Genomic DNA, 20,523 nt, shown 5'->3' with positions numbered 1-20,523 from the left:
CTTAGTTTTTGAACTAGCTTGACATCATTACTCAGCTTCCAGACTATATTCCCCAATACTTCGCTCGTTCGCTCTACTATGACGGTTCATAGTAATGATTCTGCTTTAGTGAAACTGGAGCCAGCGAACTGACGCAAACTTTTTGAGTAAACTCCGTATTATGACTGAACAATATAATGCAAAAGACCTCGAGGTACTTGAAGGTCTCGACCCTGTGCGACACCGCCCGGGAATGTATACCGAGACAGAAAGACCTAACCACCTTGCCCAAGAAGTCATTGATAACTCGGTCGATGAAGCACTAGCGGGACACGCTAAGAAGATCAAAGTGGTACTTCATGCAGACCAATCGTTAGAAGTTACCGATGACGGCCGTGGTATGCCTGTCGATATCCACCCTGAAAAAGGGATCTCAGGTGTTGAGCTGATTTTAACTAAGCTCCACTCTGGCGGTAAATTCTCGAATAACAACTATAAGTTCTCTGGTGGTCTGCACGGTGTAGGTATCTCGGTTGTAAACGCGCTGTCAAAACGTGTTGAAGTGACCGTACGCCGAGAAGGTCAGGTTCACGAGATCGCACTTGAAGGCGGTCATGCAGTAACAGAGCTTACTGTGACGGGCACTTGTGGTCATCGTAACAGTGGTACATCAGTACATTTCTGGCCTGATCCTAAGTACTTCGATAGCCCTAAATTCTCGACACTTCGTCTGATTAACAACCTACGTGCAAAAGCAGTGCTTTGCCCAGGTTTAGAAATTACCTTTATCGACAAAGTCGGTGGTGAAGAGCATAAATGGTTCTATGAAGATGGTCTAAAAGACTACCTTGCCGAAGGCGTGAAAGGTTACACCTTGCTGCCTGAAGAACCGTATGTTGGCGAATTCGTTGCTGAAACAGAAATGGCAAACTGGGCGATCATCTGGCAGCCAGAAGGCGGCGACATGATCACCGAAAGTTACGTGAACTTAGTACCGACTAAACAAGGTGGTACACACGTAAACGGTCTTCGCCAAGGTCTTCTTGATGCAATGCGTGAGTTCTGTGAATTCCGTAATTTGCTGCCGCGTGGCGTTAAGCTAACGGGCGACGATATCTTCGATCGCTGTTCGTACGTACTGTCGGTGAAGATGCAAGATCCGCAGTTTGCTGGTCAAACAAAAGAGCGCTTGTCTTCACGTCAAACTGCTGCGTTTGTGTCTGGTGTGGTAAAAGATGCGTTTAGCCTGTGGTTGAACGAAAAGCCACAACTGGCAGAACAGCTAGCAGAAGCTTGTATTGCGAATGCCCACCGCCGTATGCGCGCAAGCAAAAAGGTTGTGCGTAAGAAAATCGCTTCAGGCCCAGCACTGCCGGGTAAGCTAACTGACTGTTCAGTTCAAGACTTAAGCCGTACTGAAATCTTCTTCGTGGAAGGGGACTCGGCGGGTGGTTCTGCTAAACAAGCACGTGATCGTGAGTTCCAAGCAGTTATGCCACTTCGCGGTAAGATCCTAAATACATGGGAAGTGTCAGCAGACCAAGTATTGGCTTCGCAAGAAGTGCACGACATCTCGGTGGCTCTAGGCATCGACCCGGACAACGATGATTTATCCGGCCTGCGTTACGGTAAGATCTGTATCCTTGCCGATGCGGACTCGGATGGTCTTCATATCGCGACACTGCTGTGTGCTTTGTTTACTCGCCATTTCCATGCATTAGTTGAAGCGGGTCATATCTATGTGGCAATGCCTCCTCTGTATCGTATCGATTGCGGTAAAGAAGTGTTCTACGCACTTGATGACGCAGAGAAAGACGGTGTGCTTGAGCGACTATCGCAGAAGAAAGCCAAGATCAACGTGCAACGATTCAAAGGTCTGGGTGAAATGAACCCACTTCAGTTGCGTGAAACCACCATGGATCCAAACACTCGTCGCCTTGTGCAGTTAACGATTGATGACAGCGAAGCAACCAACGAGATGATGGACATGCTGCTTGGTAAGAAACGTGCAGATGATCGCCGTACATGGCTACAGACTAACGGTGATATGGCCGAGGTATAATGGATGTCTAACGAAATTACATATGATGGCGTTGAACAGCTGCCAATGCGCAAGTTCACCGAAGATGCCTACTTAAATTACTCAATGTACGTGATCATGGATCGTGCATTGCCGTATATCGGTGATGGCTTGAAGCCAGTACAGCGTCGTATTATCTACGCGATGTCTGAGCTAGGCTTATCGGCTGCATCGAAATACAAAAAATCAGCACGTACCGTTGGTGACGTATTAGGTAAGTATCACCCACATGGTGACTCTGCTTGTTACGAAGCGATGGTATTGATGGCGCAGCCTTTCTCTTACCGCTACCCATTGGTCGATGGTCAAGGTAACTGGGGTGCTCCTGATGATCCGAAATCGTTCGCTGCGATGCGTTATACCGAAGCCAAATTATCTAAGTTTGCTGAGGTTCTTCTAGGTGAACTAGGTCAAGGCACTGTTGACTGGCAACCAAACTTTGATGGCACGATGAAAGAGCCTCAAATGTTGCCTGCTCGCCTACCTCACATCCTACTTAACGGTATTACAGGTATCGCGGTAGGTATGGCGACCGATATTCCACCACACAACGTGCGTGAAGTCGCTAATGCAGCCATTCACCTAATTGATACGCCTAAGTCTGAGCTTTCAGACGTGATGGGTTTCATTCAAGGTCCAGATTACCCGACTGAAGCTGAGATTATCTCCCCGAAATCGGACATCGAAAAGATCTACCGTACTGGACGTGGCAGCATCAAGATGCGCGCGGTTTGGCACAAGGAAGGCTCTGATATTGTTATCACGGCTTTACCTCATCAAGTGTCAGGTGCGAAGTTACTTGAGCAAATCGCTAACCAGATGCGCGCTAAGAAGCTGCCAATGGTTGACGACTTGCGAGATGAATCGGATCACGAGAACCCAACGCGTATCGTTGTCGTTCCTCGTTCGAATCGTATCGACTGTGACCAATTGATGAGTCACCTGTTCGCGTCGACGGATCTAGAGAAAAACTTCCGCGTTAACTTGAACATGATTGGTTTAGATAATCGTCCTCAAGTTAAAGGCTTAGTTCAAATCCTGAAAGAGTGGATCGAGTTCCGTCGCACAACGGTTCGCCGTCGTTTGCAGTACCGTTTAGATAAAGTACTGGCACGCTTGCACATCTTAGAAGGTTTGCTTGCTGCTTATCTTAATATCGATGAAGTGATTGAGATCATTCGTACAGAAGACGAACCATGTCCTGTCCTAATGAGCCGTTTCAACATTTCTGAAATTCAAGCCAATGCGATTCTTGATATTAAACTTCGTAACTTAGCTAAGTTAGAAGAGTTTAAAATCCGAGCGGAACAAGAAGAGCTTGAAGCTGAACGTGAGAAGCTTGAAAAGCTACTCGGTTCAGAGCGTCGCTTGAATACGCTGATCAAGAAAGAAATCCAAGCAGATGCGGATAAATACGGCGATGATCGTCGTTCACCTCTGATTGAGCGCGCTGAAGCGAAAGCGCTAACAGAGCGCGACTTAGTACCAAGCGAACCAATCACGGTTGTGTTGTCTGAGAAAGGTTGGATTCGTCATGCCAAGGGGCATGAAGTTGACGCTGAAGGTTTGAACTACAAATCGGGTGATAAATTCTTAGCGAGTGCTAAGGGTAAGAGTAACCAACAAGCGGTGTTCCTCGGCAGTGATGGTCGAAGCTACTCCCTTGAGTCACATTCATTACCGTCGGCGCGAAGCCAAGGTGAGCCAATTACAGGCCGCTTGAACGTCAGCCCAGGTACTTCTATTCGCCAAGTGGTGATGGGAGAGAATGAACAATTATGGTTAGTCGGTTCTGATGCAGGTTATGGTTTTGTTTGTAAGGGTAGCGATCTGCTGTCCAAGAACAAGAGCGGTAAAGCCTTGGTTAACTTGCCACAAGCTTCTGAAGTGATGATGCCAAGCCCTATTGCTGACTTGGACAGTAATCAGATTCTGGCGATTACTAACCAAGGTCGTATGTTGTTGTTCCCGATTAAAGATCTCCCTCAGCTGAGCAAAGGTAAAGGCAACAAGATCATCAACATCCCTTCTGCGAAAGCAAAAGAGCGTGAAGAGTTTGTCTCACATCTTATGGCTATCCCAGAGAATGCGACGCTGACTATCTACGCCGGTAAACGTAAGCTTGGTTTGAAACCTGCGGATCTTGAAAACTTCCGTGGTGAACGTGGTCGTCGTGGTGGTCTACTGCCTAGAGGACTACAGCGAGTGACTCGCATCGATATCGAAGAGCAAAGTGAATCGTAGAGATACTTGAAACAATCTTTAGATAAAAGAAAACCCAGCCTATGAGCTGGGTTTTTTGTACTTGTGTATTAGCAGCTTGAATCATTGCTTACAGAGTTTGCTCTACAGGCGAGTATCTTCGGCGATGGTCACCTTTAAGGTTTTGCTTTCACCTTGGCGCAATATACCCACATCGATAACTGTACCAGGTCGCAGGTCGGTAACGATGTCCATTACACTCTGGCGACCATTTACTTGGTTATCGTTGATACTGACAATAATGTCTTGAGCTTCAAAACCCGCATCGGCAGCCGGACCATTAGGGTCTATCCCCAACACAACGATCCCGCCGATATTCTTAGTACCCAACATGCGTGAGGTGACTGAGTTGATGTCTTGTCCATCGATACCAATATAGCCACGAATCACACGACCATCGGCGATGATCTTTTCCATGATTTTATTAGCAAGCGGATAGGGGATAGCGAATGAGATCCCATAGGTTTCCATGTCGGTAGCTTGCTGGAAAGAGGCGGTATTGATACCGACTAGCTCACCTTGTGAGTTCACCAGTGCGCCACCTGAGTTACCTTCATTGATTGCCGCATCGGTCTGGATAAAGGCTTGATGGCCATCGGCACTGATCGAAGAACGGCCGGTTGCAGAGATGATACCAAAGGTTGTTGTTTGACCTAGGTTGTATGGGTTACCGATAGCCAGTACAACATCACCGACATTGGCTTTGTAATTAGGATTGAGTGGGATCACCGGTAGATTATCACCGCTGACTCTAAGTATCGCGATATCGGTGCGTTTGTCTGAACCGACAAGTTGCGCAGCTGCTACTCGGCCATCTTGAAGTGCCACAACTATTTGGTCTGCTTGAGCCACCACATGGAAGTTGGTAATGATGTAGCCTTTCTCGCTAACAATCACCCCAGAGCCCAAACCTTGTGTGAGCAGTTTGTTTCGATCGCTTTCAGCGTATTTACGGCTATAAATGTTAACCACTGCAGGCGCCGCGCGGCGAACTGCTTGGTTAAATGAAATCTGAAGAGAGCCAATATTATCGACTTTAGGGCTAGTGACGTCAGCGACAATCGCTGGTCTTAAGCTCGGGAAGGCGAGAAGAATAAGCGCCGCTGAAACGAGTCCAAGGGAAATAGAACGAAATAGAAAGGACAGCATGTTTCCCTCTTCAACAAGTAAGGTGTGAAGCCTCCATCAATGGATGACTGATTTGATTACAAGTGAAGCATAGCATTTTGATTGATCTAAAGAAAAGGGAGACTGAGTAAGTTTAAAGCAAACTTACTGAGCCTCCCTGTAATTGCGCTGACGTAAGACTATCGAATCACAAGATAGATAGTTCGGTCGCCTCGCTGGATATTAAGCGCCAGTACACCAGGTTGTTTTTCAAGAATCTCTCTAAACTCAGCAAGGTTCTTAACGGGCTGGCGGTTTACTCCGATGATGATGTCATCTTTCAGGAGTTGATAGGCTTCGGCTGGTGAACCTTGAGCAACATTCGATACCTTGACGCCCGTTGCAGAGTCACTCTCTGTTGTGTTGGTTAACTCAGCACCAGCTAGTCCTTCATGGAGCTTCTCAGCTTGTGTTTTATTATTGGTGGATTCACCAAGCGTCACATCAAAGGTTTTGCTCTTACCGTCACGAACCACACCCAGTTCAATCTGCTTACCAGCGCCGAGTGTTGCGACCTTAGCTCTTAACTCGCTGAAGGTATCAATGCGTTTGCCATTAATAGAGACAATAATATCGCCCGCTTTCAGTCCTGCTTTATCGGCTGCGCTGTCAGGGACGATTTGGCTAACAAAGGCGCCCTTGCTTGATTCATAACCGAGTGCTTCTGCCAATTCAGAGGTCACTTCTCCGCCTTGAACGCCAAGCATGCCGCGTTTTACTTCACCGAAGTCGAGAATTTGTTCTGTCAGGTTTGTCATCATATTAGAAGGGATTGCAAAGCCGATACCGACATTACCTCCGTTAGGGCCAAGAATGGCGGTGTTGATACCAATTAGCTCACCGTTAAGGTTCACTAGCGCACCACCAGAGTTGCCGCTGTTGATTGCTGCATCGGTTTGAATGAAGTTTTCAAAGTTTTCTAGATTCAGGCCGCTACGGCCGAGTGCAGAAACAATACCGGATGTCACGGTTTGCCCAAGTCCGAATGGGTTACCGATCGCGACACTAAAATCACCAACTCTTAGTTTGTCTGAGTCTGCGACTTTTATCTGGGTCAGGTTTTTGGCTTCTTCTAATTTTAGCAGTGCGATATCAGACATCTGGTCGCCGCCGATTAGCTCAGCATCGTACTCTCGACCATCATGCAGTTTTACTTTGATATCGTCCGCACCATTAATGACATGGTAATTGGTCACGATATGACCTTTCTCGGCGTCAATGATGACACCAGAGCCTAATCCGCGGAAGGGACGCTCTCGTGTTTGTTCTGGACCAAAAAAGAATTGAAATTGTTCAGGGATTTGCTGACGTTGTACCTGTTTGCCTTCTACGGCAATACTAACCACAGCGGGGGTCACTTGTTCAAGCATAGGAGCAAGGCTCGGTAATTGTTCATTACCCACACTTAATGGCAGTGCGGCTGTTGCTTTAATGGGGGTGATGATTGAACTTAAGCTTAAAGTTAGCACTGATAAAGCAAGCAAAGGTTTTTTCATCATAAACTCCTCTCTAGTTAAGGTCTTAACCCTCTTATACGTTTAATAAGTATGATAAGTTTCAAATGACCTGAGTGAAAGTTATGACTCAAAAACCTTTGTAAAGTTCACAGAAGTGTTAAATGTTTACGATGCTTTTGCTGTAACAACATCGGGAGCATTCATGATTTCTTTCTTCTGCTCTGTAAATAAACCGGTTGCGCCATTAGCGTAATCTTTCGGTTGTTCCTCAAGTGTCGCCTCTTTTACTGAAGGCTTCTCTTGTGGCTTGTCCGAATGGGCAGCGGCTGTTTTCACAAACGGGTTATCTTGCTCTGGCAGGTTAGGAATCAGCTCTGAGCTTGTTTTTTCCATGTGTTGGTACAGTTTTGTGTAGTCTTTACCTAATGTGTCCAACATTTCTGCTGATTTCGCAAAGTGATCAGCCAGCTCTTGTCGCTGCTGCTCAAGGGCAAACTTTGCGCTATCCAATTCTTTCTGTACGTTCTTTTGTTTTTTGTATTCAGGTGTCATGAGACGAGAAATAGCGACCCCTAAAATAACTCCGACTAGTAAACCGGCAACGGCATACATCCAAGGCATAACAGCTCCTTATTATTGTTTTTTAACATGTTTGTTACTGCTTAGTTACACGTGATACGGCTCCATGGTACTATGAGAAAGCCGCAGTATAAAGAGAAATGCGTGTGCGCTAGTTAGCAGTTTGATGCTGCATTATTCACCACATCACGTTATTCCTCGTACTGTTTGGGCTCATTTTTAGTTGTTGTCTGATATTGCTTTCATTGTGGAAATGTCGTCATGAATCCCATTAAAAAATACGAACAAGATATAAAAGAACATGGATTTCAAAGAGATCCAGCACAAGAGCAAGCCGTAAAATCTTTAGATGAACTCTTTCATCAATTTCAAGATTACATGAATACGCCCATTCCTCAACTGACTCGCTTCCAGAAATTACTAGGCAAAAAGCCAGAACTGCCACAACCACCGAAAGGTCTCTATTTTTGGGGTGGCGTAGGGCGAGGAAAAACGTACCTAATGGATACGTTCTATGATGCCTTACCGACCACTAAAAAAATGCGTGTTCACTTTCACCGCTTTATGTATCGAGTTCATGATGAGCTAAAGGCGCTAGGTAATGTGAGTGATCCATTGCCTTTAGTCGCAGACAAGTTGAAGGAAGAAGCGGACATTATCTGTTTCGACGAATTCTTTGTTTCAGACATCACCGATGCGATGATCCTAGGAACCTTGTTCCAAGAGTTATTCGCTCGAAACGCTATCTTGGTTGCGACCTCTAATATTCCACCTGCGGATCTGTATCGCAACGGGTTACAGCGAGCGCGTTTCTTACCTGCCATCAAGCTCATTCAAGACAACTGTCATATCCTTAATGTCGATAGTGGTATTGACTATCGTCTACGTACCTTAGAACAGGCTGAGATTTACCATTACCCGCTAGATAGCCAAGCGAATATTAATCTCGAAAAGTATTACGCTCAGCTCGTTGGTGAAGATAAAGAGAAGCTTAAGCAGATAGAGGTTAACCACCGTCAATTAGATGTAGTCGAAGCGAGTGATGGCGTACTGCATGGCACCTTTGCTCAGCTTTGTCAGTCGGCTCGTAGCCAGAACGACTATATTGAGTTGTCTCGGGTTTATCACACAGTTCTATTGGCGGATGTATTGCAAATGGGCGCGACTTCAGATGACGCTGCGAGGCGCTTCATTGCATTAGTTGATGAGTTCTACGAGCGCAATGTGAAGCTGATTATTTCAGCGGAAGTGGAGCTAGAAAAGCTATACACCCATGGTCAGCTAGAGTTTGAATTTAAACGTTGTCAGTCGCGTTTAATTGAAATGCAGAGCCATGAATATTTGGCAAAAGAACACTTAAGTTAGCTTTGATTATCTCGAATAAGAAATAGAATTAAAAAAATCGTGATTTTGTTCAAAAAGAGGTGATTTTTTCTTCGCTCTTCTCTATAATCCTGCGACCTACCGTTACTGCGGGCCTCTAGCGATGAGTAAAATCACGTTATGCCAAGAGTTTTCCAACACTCGAAGGGGTGATGAATGGTAACTCTTAGACAGTGGGAATACGCGAGTATTCCTTAAGTGTAAATTTTTTAAATAGGTAATTATTAGCATGAAAACTTTCGTTGCTAAACCAGAAACTGTAAAACGCGACTGGTATGTTGTAGACGCTGAAGGCAAAACTCTTGGCCGTCTAGCAAGTGAAATCGCTTCTCGCCTACGCGGCAAGCACAAAGCAGAATACACTCCTCACGTAGACACTGGTGATTACATCATCGTTGTTAACGCTGAGAAAGTTGCTGTAACTGGTAACAAAGCTAAGGGTAAGGTTTACTACCGTCACTCAGAGTTCCCAGGTGGTCTTAAAACTATCACTTTTGAAAAGCTAATTGCTAAGAAACCAGAAATGGTTCTAGAACTAGCAGTTAAAGGTATGCTTCCACGTGGTCCTCTAGGCCGCGCGATGTACCGTAAGCTTAAAGTGTACGCTGGTACTGAGCACAACCATGTTGCTCAACAGCCACAAGTACTAGACATCTAAGGGGATTATGAAAATGGCAGAGAATCAATACTACGGCACTGGTCGTCGCAAAAGCTCAGCAGCTCGTGTTTTCATCAAACCAGGCTCTGGTGAGATCGTAATCAACAAGCGTAGCCTTGATGTTTACTTCGGTCGTCCAACTTCTCGTATGGTTGTTAAGCAACCTCTTGAGCTAGTTGAACTAACTGAGAAACTTGACCTTTACATCACTGTTTCTGGTGGTGGTATTTCTGGTCAAGCTGGCGCAATCCGCCACGGTATCACTCGCGCTCTTATGGAGTACGATGAAACTCTACGTCCTGCTCTACGTGCAGCTGGCTACGTTACTCGTGACGCTCGTTGCGTTGAACGTAAGAAAGTTGGTCTACGTAAAGCACGTCGTAAACCTCAATTCTCTAAGCGTTAATTTTTCTTTACGAAAAAGTACACGCCCCCAGTTTTACGACTGGAATTGTGGTTCAAAGCTCGGCTATATGCCGGGCTTTTTGTTTTTATACCCCCTCTAAACGCTTTCCCTTCCTCGTTTTATTTCCAAATTCTTATATTTTGAAAGCTTTTGTAACCCAATGTGCGCTTTGCCTCATGATTGTTACAAAAAGGTAGCTTTATCTTGTCAAAAAGTAGGGTTTTATTTATCATTTGCCGTCAATAAATAGAACTAAATACATATTTTGTTAGCCATGCTCTTTAATCGGAATTATTTCAATCCACAAGGAGCAAATGGGAGAATGTTTGGATGAGCAACGCGCCTTTAAATAACGGTCGCAGGCGTTTCTTAACCGCAACAACAGCCGTTGTTGGTGGTTTAGGAGCAGCTGCTGTAGCCGTGCCTTTTATTAAATCATGGAATCCGAGTGCCAAGGCGAAAGCTGCGGGCGCGCCGGTGGAAGTGGAAGTCAGTAAGTTAGAACCGGGACAAATGGTTCGTGTCGAGTGGCAAGGTAAACCTGTATGGGTTGTACGCCGTGCTGAGTCGGTACTAGAAAACCTAAAATCGATCGGTGGTCAACTTCGTGACCCTCAATCTGAAGCTGAACAACAACCAGAATACGCACAGAACGAGTTCCGTTCAATTAAGCCGGAATTCTTCGTTGCTGTTGGTTTCTGTACGCACTTAGGTTGTTCTCCAACTTACCTGCCGGATTCTTTTGCAGAACAAGTTCAGGGTGTTAAGTCTGGTTTCTTCTGTCCTTGTCATGGTTCAAAGTTTGATATGGCAGGTCGAGTATTCCAAGGCGTACCAGCTCCATTGAATCTTGTTGTACCAAAGCATATGTATTTGAGTGACACTAAGATCATGATCGGTGTGGACGAGGGAGACGCGTAATGCAAGGATTGCTTGATTGGGTAGAGAAACGTCTACCCGCGATGAATGCGTATAAAAAGCATTTATCTGAATACCCAATGCCTAAGAACTTTAACTTTTGGTACCTTTTCGGTTCTTTGGCAATGTTGGTATTGGTTAACCAAATCCTTACGGGTATTTGGCTAACAATGAACTACGTACCGTCAGGTGAGGGTGCATTTGCTTCTGTTGAATACATCATGCGTGATGTGGAATACGGTTGGCTACTACGTTACATGCACTCAACAGGTGCTTCGGCATTCTTCGTTGTTATCTACCTGCACATGTTCCGTGGCCTAATCTATGGTTCTTACCAAAAGCCTCGTGAGCTACTTTGGATCTTCGGTATGTTGATCTTCTTAGTGCTTATGGCTGAGGCTTTCATGGGTTACCTACTACCATGGGGTCAAATGTCTTACTGGGGTGCTCAGGTAATCATTTCTCTGTTTGGTGCGATCCCTGTTATCGGTGATGACCTAACGCTTTGGATCCGTGGTGACTACATCATCTCTGGTGCAACGCTGAACCGTTTCTTCGCACTGCACGTTATCGCTCTACCAATTGTACTTCTGCTGCTTATCGTACTTCACGTACTAGCACTGCACGAAGTGGGTTCGAACAACCCAGACGGTATTGAGACGAAACTTCCTAAAGGCACAATGGGCGACGACTACAAAACGCAGTTCCCATTCCACAAGGATTACACTAAGAAATACGACATCATTGACTCTATTCCTTTCCACCCATACGGGACCGTGAAAGATATGGTTGGTGTGGCCGGTTTCCTATTCTTCTTCTGTTATGTGCTGTTCTTTAACCCAGAGATGGGTGGATTCTTCCTTGAGCCGCCAAACTTTGAAGCTGCTAACCCACTGAAAACACCAGAGCACATCGCTCCGGTATGGTACTTCACGCCGTTTTACGCAATTCTGCGTGCTGTTCCTGATAAGTTGCTAGGTGTTGTAGCAATGGGCGCATCTATTGTTGTGCTATTCCTACTACCATGGTTCGACCGTTGTAAAGTGCGTTCTTACCGTTACCGTAGCAAACTGCATTTGATTAACATCATCCAATTCACAATAAGCTTTATTGCGCTTGGTGTACTTGGTGCGCTTCCAGCAACGCCAACATACACGCTACTGGCTCAAATCTTTAGCTTAGGTTACTTCATGTTCTTCGTTCTACTGTGGTTCTACAGTAAAAATGAAGCGACGAAACCATTACCAGAAAGGGTGACATTCAAATGAAAAAGTGGATTGTAATTTTATTTGCTATGTTGCCGTCACTGGTGATGGCAGCGGGTGCAAACGTACCATTAGACAAAGCGAACAATGATTTAACAGACAAAGCTTCATTGCAAAATGGCGCTAAGATGTTCATGAACTACTGTTTCGCTTGTCACTCAACGCAGTACCAGCGCTATGAACGTGTTGCGAATGATTTAGAGATCCCCGTTGATCTTATGAAGGAAAATCTGATTTTCGACCCTGAAGCGAAAATCGGTGACTTGATGGTTAATGCTATGCCTTCTGATCAAGCGGCAAGTTGGTTTGGTGCTCCGCCACCAGACCTAACATTGGTTGCTCGTGTTCGTGGCGCAGACTGGCTGTACACTTACCTTCGTACTTTCTATGAAGATCCGTCTCGTCCATTTGGCGTGAACAACATTGTTTTCCCAAGCGTTGGTATGCCGCACGTTCTTGAAGAACTGCAAGGTATCCCAACACCAATCTACGATACTCATATGGTAGATGGCGAGGAAGTGACGGTTGTTGTTGGCACTGAGACTGACGGCTCTGGCGAATTAAGTGCTGGTGAATACGACGAAGCAGTTCGTGACCTTGTTAACTTTTTGGTTTACTCGGGCGACCCAGTTCAACTTGAGCGTCACGCTATGGGTTGGTGGGTAATGGCCTTCTTAGTAATCTTCACTATCATCGTGATTTTGCTGAAGAAAGAGTATTGGCGTGATGTGCACTAATTGTGCTATAATACCGTGCTAATTCCCAAATTATGTTAATGTTCAATGGAGGCTTTAGGCCTCCATTGTTTTTATTTAAAGTGTACTGGAGGGCTCCATGGCTGTAGCTGCCAATAAACGTTCTGTAATGACTCTTTTCTCAAGTGCTTCTGATATGTATAGCCATCAGGTGCGCATCGTTCTTGCTGAAAAAGGCGTAAGTGTTGAAGTTGAGTTGGTTGATGAAAAAAATCTACCAGCAGAGCTTGTTGAACTGAACCCGTACAAATCAGTACCTACTCTTGTTGATCGTGAGCTTGCTCTATATGACTCGAAGATCATCATGGAATACCTAGATGAGCGTTTCCCTCACCCACCGTTGATGCCTGTATACCCGGTTGCTCGTGGTAACAGCCGTCTAATGATGTACCGCATTGAGCGTAACTGGTATTCAGTTGCAGAGAAGATCGTTAAAGGCAACGCTGAAGAATCTGAAGCAGCTCGCGTTAAACTGCGCAACGACCTACTGACTCTTGCTCCTATCTTCGCTGAGTATGAATACTTCATGAGCGAAGAGTTTAGCCTAATTGATTGTTACCTAGCTCCGCTATTATGGCGTTTACCTGAGCTTGGTATCGAACTAATTGGTCCTGGTTCTAAAGAGCTTAAGATTTACATGAACCGCGTATTCGAACGTGATTCATTCCTAGCTTCTCTAACTGAAGCTGAGCGTGAGATGCGACTCGTTCGCTAAGCGTTTATGGATATTTCTAATATGACTCCACGCCGACCATACATGCTTCGTGCATTTTATGAGTGGCTGGTTGATAACGAACTAACTCCACACCTTGTTGTTGAAGCAACATTACCGGGTGTGCGAGTTCCAGAAGAGTTTGTTCAAGATGGTCAGATCATTCTGAACATCGCGCCTCGTGCGGTTGGACAACTTGAACTGGGTAACGAAGCTGTGACGTTTAGTGCTCGCTTTAGTGGTCGTCCACACTCTGTGATCGTTCCGCTTTACGCAGTACAAGCGATTTATGCTCGTGAAAATGGTGCTGGTACCATGTTTGAACCTGAAGAGGCTTACATGGAAGCGTTTGAAGAAGGGATTGAAGAAAGTCCTTTTGAAGAACCAGAAAAAGGCCCATCTTTGAGCGTAGCAACGGCAGACGTAGATGCTGAAGAGCCAGACTCAGATCCTGAGCCACCTCGTCCAGCGAAAGGTCGCCCAAGCCTTCGTGTTATCAAATAACGTTAGTTATACCAATCACAGTAAGTAAGTGATCAGAAATAGCGCAGGAAAAAAGCTTGAGAGCAAGGCGGAATTTTTTGATAAGTAGTTATTCTACAATCAAAAATTCTAACGCAGTTATCGAAATTTTTAACAAGCTAGAATGATAGATTATTTACTACGATTGGTATTAGATAACGAACCAAATAAAAAAGCAGCGACTCGTCGCTGCTTTTTCTTTTCTGCTATATCGCATTTAGTTGACTGGCTTACGGCTAGTTAACAGCCGTCTCTTCTTCACCGTATTCAAACGCTCGAATAACCTGTTTTACGCCAGATATGTTACGCGCAACTTCTGTCGCGATATCGGCATGCTCTCTAGTCACGAGTCCAAGTAGGAATACTTCTGAATCCTCAGTAATCACTTTTACTTTGATGCCGTTAAGCTCAGCATTCGCAAGCAGAGCTGATTTCACCTTAGTGGTAATCCAGCTGTCTTTACTGATAGCACTTACAGACAAAGGTTCTTTCACTCGAACTTGATTGTGGATGCTCTCAACGCCAGCCACTTCTTTGGCTTGGTTTTCAAAAGCGCGACGTTCTGAATCTGTGGTTGCTTGCCCCATCAACACCACTGAACCTCGGTATGAGCTTGCGGTGACACGTACATTGCCACGGAATGGTTGTTTATTGGTAATCGCTGCAACTTCAAATTCGATGTTGTTGTCGTTCCAAATCTCTTTGGTTGTTCGCGTATCTGTGACTAGGTTTGCAGTAGTTGCAGCACCAGCAATGAAAATGCCAGCACAACCAGACAGAGACAGTGTAAGTAGCGAAACATTAATCAGCTTAAACAGCCTCATAGAGGTTAATGATTTCATTGTGATGCTCCGTATATCACTCTTCGTGGGCAGGGAAGAGTACTTGATCGATTAGGTCACATAGGCAGTGCAGTGTCACCATGTGTACTTCATGAATGCGCGCTGTACGGTGTGACGGGATACGAATCTCTACATCGTGTTCACCAAGCAAACCTGCCATCTCACCACCATCTTTACCGGTAAAGGCGATGATGGTCATGTCGCGAGTTACCGCCGCTTCCATTGCCTTGATGATGTTCTTGCTGTTACCGCTAGTCGAGATAGCCAACAGAATATCGCCAGTTTGACCGAATGCACGCACCTGCTTAGAGAAGATCTCTTCATAGTGGTAGTCGTTAGCCACAGCCGTTAGCGTGGTGTTGTCTGCTGTGAGTGCCATTGCTGGAAGGCTAGGGCGCTCTGTTTCAAACCGGTTGAGTAGGCACGATACAAATTGCTGAGCATTCGACGCCGAACCACCATTACCACAACAAAGAATTTTGTTTCCGTTAAGCAAGGTCGCAACCATTGCTTGAGCGGCATGCGTGATTGCGTCAGGCAGAGCTTCTGCAGCCGCAATTTGGATTTGAATACTTTCTGTGAAACTTTCTTTAATGCTGTCTAGCATGTTTATCCTTGGGTAATCGCGTTTTGAATCCAGTCGATAGTGTCATTCGGCCCTTCAATGGCAACAATATCAAACCTGAAATCTGTAGAGTGCACCGACAAGCCTTGCTGCATAAGCCAAACATTGGCTGTTTTGAGCAGTTTCTGTGACTTCTTGGCAGTCACCATTTCAGCGGCATGTCCGTAGCGGGTTTGCTTGCGGTATTTTACCTCAGCAAACACAACCGTATTGTTATGGCGCATTATAAGATCAATCTCGCCACATTTTGCTATGAAGTTTTCTTCTATTAACGATAAACCGTGGTTAATCAGATAAGATTTTGCCACGGCCTCGTATTTATCACCCACTTGTTTGTGGGTGATGGTTGGTTTGGATAGGAACTTTCGGCTAAAAAGCCCCATGCTCTGCCCAGCTGATTTCACGTTGAACCACACAGTTGTTATCGATGGTTAGCACACCCGTTTCACCTGGAATGCTGTAACCCTGTACGGCTTTCATCTGTGGCAGTGCATCCATTAGGTAGTATGCATCCATTCCCAGTGCTTGCAGACGCTTTTGGCCGTTTGAGTGTGCAGGCCATAGGTCGTTTAGCTCTTTATTAAGCTCGTTTTTGTTCTCAACCAATAGTGGGATGTCGCTGTAGAACACGCCGGTTAGGTCTTCATACTGCTTATCACCGCTGTTGCTGCGTGAGTTTGAGAAAAGAGCGGGCTGGCTAGCATCAGGGTTAATTGCAACTTCAATGAAGGGTTTGATTAGCGTTAGCTCTGAGTTCTTAGCCACAATGTAGACAGAATCGATATCACGACGGCTGCGTGGCTCTGTTTCTAGGTCTAGGTTCAGTAACCCATCCATTTGAGCGATACGTTGTTGGCTATCTTGCAAGCCAAATACCTGATTCACATTACGTTGCAGTTGGCGTTTGTCAGAGAACAAGCTGATAGCCACATCGTTGCTGCTGTATTTTTTCCACTCTTCTTTAAACGCTTGCTCAACACGCTCACCTAAACGTCCTCTTGGCGCAAGGATAAGCGGATACTTGTAGCCTTGAGCAAATAGGTGTTTCGCTGCCTGAGCAACTTCTTGTTCAGGCGATAGAGCGAGATAGCAAATATTGGTATCAGGTTCTAGTTGCGTTGGAATGTTCAGAGCTAAAGCTGGAATCGAATTCTCGTGGTTTTTCTGCGCTTGCTGAAGTTTAGTGATGTTACTCTTGATCAGCGGGCCAACGATGAAATCAACATTGTTCTCTTCCAGTGTCGCTTTAATCTCAGCGGCACTTTGCACGTTGGTATCCATTACCGTCAGCGTTGCATCTTCTTCGCGCTCTTTGTCATTCATCATCGCAAAGATGAAACCGTCACGCACAAGTTGTGCCTGCTTGCCGTACTTACCGGTTAGAGGCAGTAATAGTGCAGTGCTGGTTGGCTTGCTGATCTCTAGCGCCAAGATGTCAGTGATCGCCTGAGGTGTATATGTTGCTGCTGGGTGCTGAGAATTCTCTGCTAGCCAATCAGACAGGGTTTCCTGCAGGTTTGGAAGGTTTGAATTCAGCGTCTTCATGTAAATCGCCAGCTGTAACCAACCTGCAAGAACGTCTTCTGTAGGCGACGTCTTAAGCTCTAGAATCTCATATTGAGAGTAGCTATTTAGGTTCTGCCAAATACGGTCAGCAGCTTGCTGTTGGAGCTCGTCGTCAGCGTCTAGATATTCTGAATAAAGAACTAACTCACGGCTTGCTTCAAAATACTCGCTTTGCATTTCAGAAATGTTCGCGCGTAGCTCGTGATAATCTTTCCACTGCTCGTTCGGAAGTTTCCACCAAGGCTGGAAGTTCAGTTGGCTATAAGCTTGTTCAGGCTGCGAGTTATTCACCAGCAGTTGAGCGCGCGCTAATTGCCATTCCGCTTGTTGCGTTTCGCTCAGCTCTTGTTTTGCTAAGCGTTTAATCAGCAGAGTTGCTTGATCGGTTTTTCCAACTTGCACAGAAGCCTTAAGCGCCATGATTAACCAGTCGTTTTGTAGACTTCCTTTGCTACTATCCGCCTGCATCATGTAACTTTCAGTTGATTGCGCTGGATCTAGTGTAATATCAACGCTCGTTGGTGCTTGAGGACCTGAAGAACAAGCCGCCAATGTAATTGCTAATGCAATTGGAGTTAGTAAGCGTGGTACACTGAGTCTCTTATGGTTCATCGTTGCCATGAGTTCTTTAAATTCCGTATAAATTTGTATCTATATTAATCGTTGAAGTGATGGTAAACAAATGACAGATAACAAAACCTTGCTCACAGAGAGCCCAACTCTCTACATTGTGCCAACCCCAATCGGAAATTTGGGAGATATCACTCAAAGAGCAATTGAAATTTTATCAAGTGTCGATGTTATTGCAGCCGAAGACACACGCCACACGGGTAAGCTGCTTGCTCACTTCAATATATCAACCAGAACGTTCGCTTTACATGATCATAATGAACAAACTAAAGCACAAGTTCTAGTCGAAAGATTATTAGAAGGTCAGTCTATCGCATTAGTCTCTGATGCGGGTACTCCTTTAATTAGTGACCCAGGTTACCATCTTGTCTCACAATGTCGTCAAGCGGGTGTGAGAGTTGTGCCACTTCCTGGTGCTTGTGCTGTGATTACCGCGTTGAGTGCTTCTGGTTTACCGTCAGATCGTTTCAGTTTTGAGGGCTTCTTGCCACCAAAGAGCAAAGGTCGTAAAGACAAGTTCTTAGAGATCGCAAAGGCAGAGCGCACATGCATCTTCTATGAATCACCACACCGTATTTCAGATTCTCTACAAGATATGCTCGAGATTCTTGGCCCTGACCGTGAGGTTGTATTGGCGCGTGAGCTAACCAAAACCTTCGAAACCATCCAAGGGCTGCCACTTGGTGAACTTATTGAGTGGATTGAAGAAGACGCGAACCGTAAACGCGGTGAGATGGTGTTACTGATTCACGGCCACCGTGAAGAAGCGAGCACAGAACTGCCAGACGAAGCGACTCGCACACTAGGCATTCTAACCAAAGAGCTGCCTCTTAAAAAAGCGGCGGCGATGACGGCAGAAATCTATAATCTGAAAAAGAACGCGTTATACAAATGGGGCCTAGAGCATCTAGACCACTAGAAACCTCTTTATAGAGTAGCTAACCTGTATTGAAAAGCTTGTGAGGAGTGATGGTATTGCCGTTATTCCTCTTTTTTTGTCTGAATTGTGTAAAATTCACGCAGTTGCTTAGAGGTTTGCACCATATTTGTGATCTCGCTAGACACTGCACCCTAATCTCTATACAATCCGCCCTCGGAGTTGAACGGGTAATCGCTGCTTTGCTGATGTCCTTCGGGAGACTGACGTTGAGGTCCTTCGGGAAACTGACGTTGAAGTCCTTCGGGAGACTGGTAGAGGGGAGGAACGTCCGGGCTCCATAGAGCAGGGTGCCAGATAACGTCTGGGGGGCGCGAGCCCACGACAAGTGCAGCAGAGAGAAGACCGCCGATGGCCTCATTTCTTCGGAAGGGGCACAGGTAAGGCTGAAAGGGTGCGGTAAGAGCGCACCGTGCGACTGGCAACAGTTCGTAGCAAGGTAAACTCCACCCGGAGCAAGATCAAATAGGCCCTCACATTGCGTTGCTCGCGTATGGGGGCGGGTAGATTGCTTGAGCCTGTGAGCGATTGCAGGCCTAGACGAATGGTTACCGCCGCGCAAGCGGAACAGAACCCGGCGTATGTGTCAACTCCACCTATATAAAGAACCCATCATTACTTAACGGTAGTGATGGGTTTTTTGCTTTATATTGACGTAAATTATTTAGATTTCCTTAGAATCCTTCACCCTGATATGAGCTTGGGTCAAAAATTCCCAAAGCCTATACACAATATGGTGGAGATACGGCGTGAAATCAGTACACTAAAACGTTAATAGAACAAATTATTGCCGAACTAATGGCTCAATCCACTCACTGAGAAGACTATGACAGAAGCATTCAAACATATTTCAGTATTGCTTAACGAATCTATTGACGGACTTGCGATCAAACCTGACGGTACCTACATCGATGGTACTTTTGGCCGTGGTGGTCACAGCCGTACAATCCTGTCTAAACTGGGCGAGAATGGACGACTCTTTAGTATTGACCGCGATCCACAAGCGATTGCAGAAGCGCAAAAGATTGATGACCCTCGTTTTACGATTATTCACGGCCCGTTCTCAGGTATGGCTGAATATGCAGAGCGTTATGACTTAGTCGGTCAAGTGGATGGTGTGTTACTGGATCTAGGTGTTTCTTCACCACAGCTAGATGACGCTGAGCGTGGCTTTAGCTTCATGAAAGACGGTCCGCTTGATATGCGTATGGACCCAACAACCGGTATTCCTGTCTCTCAGTGGTTAGTTGAAGCCGATCTTGATGACATCACATGGGTTATCCGTGAGTTCGGTGAAGACAAACACGCTCGTCGTATCGCGAAAGGCATCATCGCTTATCAAGAGAATGAAGAGAACGAACCTCTAACGCGCACTGGTCAGTTGGCTAAGCTTATCTCGGATGTAGCTCCAAAAAGCTTCAAAGAGAAAAAGCACCCAGCAACACGTGCTTTCCAAGCCTTCCGTATCTACATCAACAGTGAACTTGAAGAGATCGATACAGCCCTGAAAGGCGCAGCAAGCATTCTTGCTCCTGAAGGCCGTTTGTCTGTTATTAGCTTTCACTCTCTTGAAGACCGCATGGTGAAGCGCTTTATCCGTAAAGAGAGCCAAGGTCCGCAAGTACCACATGGCCTGCCACTAACAGAAGAGCAGATCAAAGCGCTAGGCAGTGCTGATCTTAAGCCTGTTGGTAAAGCGATCAAGCCTTCTAAAGATGAAGTGGATGAGAATACTCGTTCGCGTAGCTCAGTATTACGAATCGCAGAAAAGCTATAGTCA

General features: G+C 45.7%; 19 protein-coding genes and 1 other RNA gene. 13 read left to right on the top strand and 7 right to left on the bottom strand.

Annotated elements, in window-relative coordinates; translation table 11 throughout:
- Positions 1-160: 160 nt before the first annotated feature.
- Both parE and parC read left to right on the top strand, forming a co-directional pair.
- A complete protein-coding gene (gene parE, locus AB4138_RS00440) occupies positions 161-2,041 on the top strand; it encodes a DNA topoisomerase IV subunit B (protein WP_017061428.1) in 1,881 nt (626 codons plus the stop codon).
- Positions 2,042-2,044: 3 nt separating this feature from the next.
- Positions 2,045-4,303, top strand: coding sequence for a DNA topoisomerase IV subunit A (gene parC, locus AB4138_RS00435; protein ID WP_017067236.1), 2,259 nt, complete (start codon positions 2,045-2,047; stop codon positions 4,301-4,303).
- Between the two features lie 102 nt (positions 4,304-4,405).
- On the opposite strand, the gene degS is transcribed toward parC, so the two are convergent.
- From degS to zapG, 3 genes are all read right to left on the bottom strand, one after another.
- Positions 4,406-5,470 (bottom strand): outer membrane-stress sensor serine endopeptidase DegS, encoded by a 1,065-nt coding sequence (degS, locus tag AB4138_RS00430; RefSeq protein ID WP_017061430.1) that lies wholly within the window; start codon positions 5,468-5,470, stop codon positions 4,406-4,408.
- Positions 5,471-5,628: 158 nt separating this feature from the next.
- Positions 5,629-6,984: a Do family serine endopeptidase gene (locus tag AB4138_RS00425; RefSeq protein ID WP_017061431.1), complete on the bottom strand. Its 1,356-nt coding sequence runs from the start codon at positions 6,982-6,984 to the stop codon at positions 5,629-5,631.
- A 126-nt stretch (positions 6,985-7,110) separates the two neighbouring features.
- On the bottom strand, positions 7,111-7,566 hold the full coding sequence (gene zapG, locus AB4138_RS00420; RefSeq protein ID WP_017061432.1) for a Z-ring associated protein ZapG: 456 nt from the start codon (positions 7,564-7,566) through the stop codon (positions 7,111-7,113).
- A 219-nt stretch (positions 7,567-7,785) separates the two neighbouring features.
- On the opposite strand from zapG, the gene zapE reads away from it, so the two are divergent.
- The 8 genes from zapE to sspB all read left to right on the top strand — a co-directional run bounded on the left by zapE (position 7,786) and on the right by sspB (position 14,125).
- The gene (gene zapE, locus AB4138_RS00415; RefSeq protein ID WP_017061433.1) at positions 7,786-8,889 is read left to right on the top strand and encodes a cell division protein ZapE; all 1,104 of its coding nucleotides are present in this window, start codon (positions 7,786-7,788) and stop codon (positions 8,887-8,889) included.
- 247 nt (positions 8,890-9,136) lie between these two features.
- Entirely contained in the window at positions 9,137-9,565 is a 429-nt protein-coding gene (gene rplM / locus AB4138_RS00410) for a 50S ribosomal protein L13 (RefSeq protein ID WP_010434689.1), read from the top strand.
- A gap of 13 nt (positions 9,566-9,578) precedes the next feature.
- A complete protein-coding gene (rpsI, locus tag AB4138_RS00405) occupies positions 9,579-9,971 on the top strand; it encodes a 30S ribosomal protein S9 (RefSeq protein WP_004740758.1) in 393 nt (130 codons plus the stop codon).
- Between the two features lie 330 nt (positions 9,972-10,301).
- Positions 10,302-10,892, top strand: coding sequence for a ubiquinol-cytochrome c reductase iron-sulfur subunit (gene petA / locus AB4138_RS00400; protein WP_017061434.1), 591 nt, complete (start codon positions 10,302-10,304; stop codon positions 10,890-10,892).
- Positions 10,892-12,157: a cytochrome bc complex cytochrome b subunit gene (locus AB4138_RS00395; RefSeq protein ID WP_017061435.1), complete on the top strand. Its 1,266-nt coding sequence runs from the start codon at positions 10,892-10,894 to the stop codon at positions 12,155-12,157. Before petA ends, AB4138_RS00395 begins: the two co-directional genes overlap by 1 nt.
- Positions 12,154-12,891, top strand: a complete 738-nt coding sequence (locus AB4138_RS00390) for a cytochrome c1 (RefSeq protein ID WP_017061436.1) — start codon at positions 12,154-12,156, stop codon at positions 12,889-12,891. Before AB4138_RS00395 ends, AB4138_RS00390 begins: the two co-directional genes overlap by 4 nt.
- A 97-nt stretch (positions 12,892-12,988) precedes the next feature.
- A complete protein-coding gene (gene sspA / locus AB4138_RS00385; protein ID WP_009848943.1) occupies positions 12,989-13,624 on the top strand; it encodes a stringent starvation protein SspA in 636 nt (211 codons plus the stop codon).
- Between the two features lie 6 nt (positions 13,625-13,630).
- Positions 13,631-14,125 carry a ClpXP protease specificity-enhancing factor gene (gene sspB, locus AB4138_RS00380; RefSeq protein WP_017072808.1) on the top strand — a complete coding sequence of 165 codons (495 nt, stop codon included), beginning with the start codon at positions 13,631-13,633 and terminating at the stop codon, positions 14,123-14,125.
- Positions 14,126-14,379: 254 nt separating this feature from the next.
- On the opposite strand, the gene AB4138_RS00375 is transcribed toward sspB, so the two are convergent.
- The 4 genes from AB4138_RS00375 to AB4138_RS00360 are packed head-to-tail and all read right to left on the bottom strand — an operon-like array spanning position 14,380 to position 17,797.
- The gene (locus AB4138_RS00375) at positions 14,380-14,985 is read right to left on the bottom strand and encodes a BON domain-containing protein (RefSeq protein ID WP_017062905.1); all 606 of its coding nucleotides are present in this window, start codon (positions 14,983-14,985) and stop codon (positions 14,380-14,382) included.
- Positions 14,986-15,001: 16 nt separating this feature from the next.
- Positions 15,002-15,592 carry a phosphoheptose isomerase gene (locus tag AB4138_RS00370; RefSeq protein ID WP_004729817.1) on the bottom strand — a complete coding sequence of 197 codons (591 nt, stop codon included), beginning with the start codon at positions 15,590-15,592 and terminating at the stop codon, positions 15,002-15,004.
- Positions 15,593-15,594: 2 nt separating this feature from the next.
- Complete coding sequence (locus AB4138_RS00365; protein WP_017059277.1) at positions 15,595-15,993, bottom strand: YraN family protein; 399 nt, start codon at positions 15,991-15,993, stop codon at positions 15,595-15,597.
- A complete protein-coding gene (locus AB4138_RS00360; protein WP_372304639.1) occupies positions 15,980-17,797 on the bottom strand; it encodes a penicillin-binding protein activator in 1,818 nt (605 codons plus the stop codon). Before AB4138_RS00360 ends, AB4138_RS00365 begins: the two co-directional genes overlap by 14 nt.
- 61 nt (positions 17,798-17,858) lie before the next feature.
- On the opposite strand from AB4138_RS00360, the gene rsmI reads away from it, so the two are divergent.
- From rsmI to rsmH, 3 genes are all read left to right on the top strand, one after another.
- Positions 17,859-18,725: a 16S rRNA (cytidine(1402)-2'-O)-methyltransferase gene (rsmI, locus tag AB4138_RS00355; protein ID WP_017066241.1), complete on the top strand. Its 867-nt coding sequence runs from the start codon at positions 17,859-17,861 to the stop codon at positions 18,723-18,725.
- 176 nt (positions 18,726-18,901) lie between these two features.
- An RNA gene (rnpB, locus tag AB4138_RS00350) (RNase P RNA component class A) lies at positions 18,902-19,341 on the top strand.
- Positions 19,342-19,569: 228 nt separating this feature from the next.
- Positions 19,570-20,520 carry a 16S rRNA (cytosine(1402)-N(4))-methyltransferase RsmH gene (gene rsmH / locus AB4138_RS00345; RefSeq protein ID WP_017066240.1) on the top strand — a complete coding sequence of 317 codons (951 nt, stop codon included), beginning with the start codon at positions 19,570-19,572 and terminating at the stop codon, positions 20,518-20,520.
- The last annotated feature ends 3 nt before the right edge of the window (positions 20,521-20,523 follow it).

This window comes from Vibrio sp. 10N.286.52.C3 (assembly GCF_041468865.1).
In the GTDB taxonomy this organism is placed as follows: Bacteria; Pseudomonadota; Gammaproteobacteria; order Enterobacterales; family Vibrionaceae; genus Vibrio; species Vibrio crassostreae_C.
This window is presented reverse-complemented; position numbering and strand designations above follow the sequence as displayed.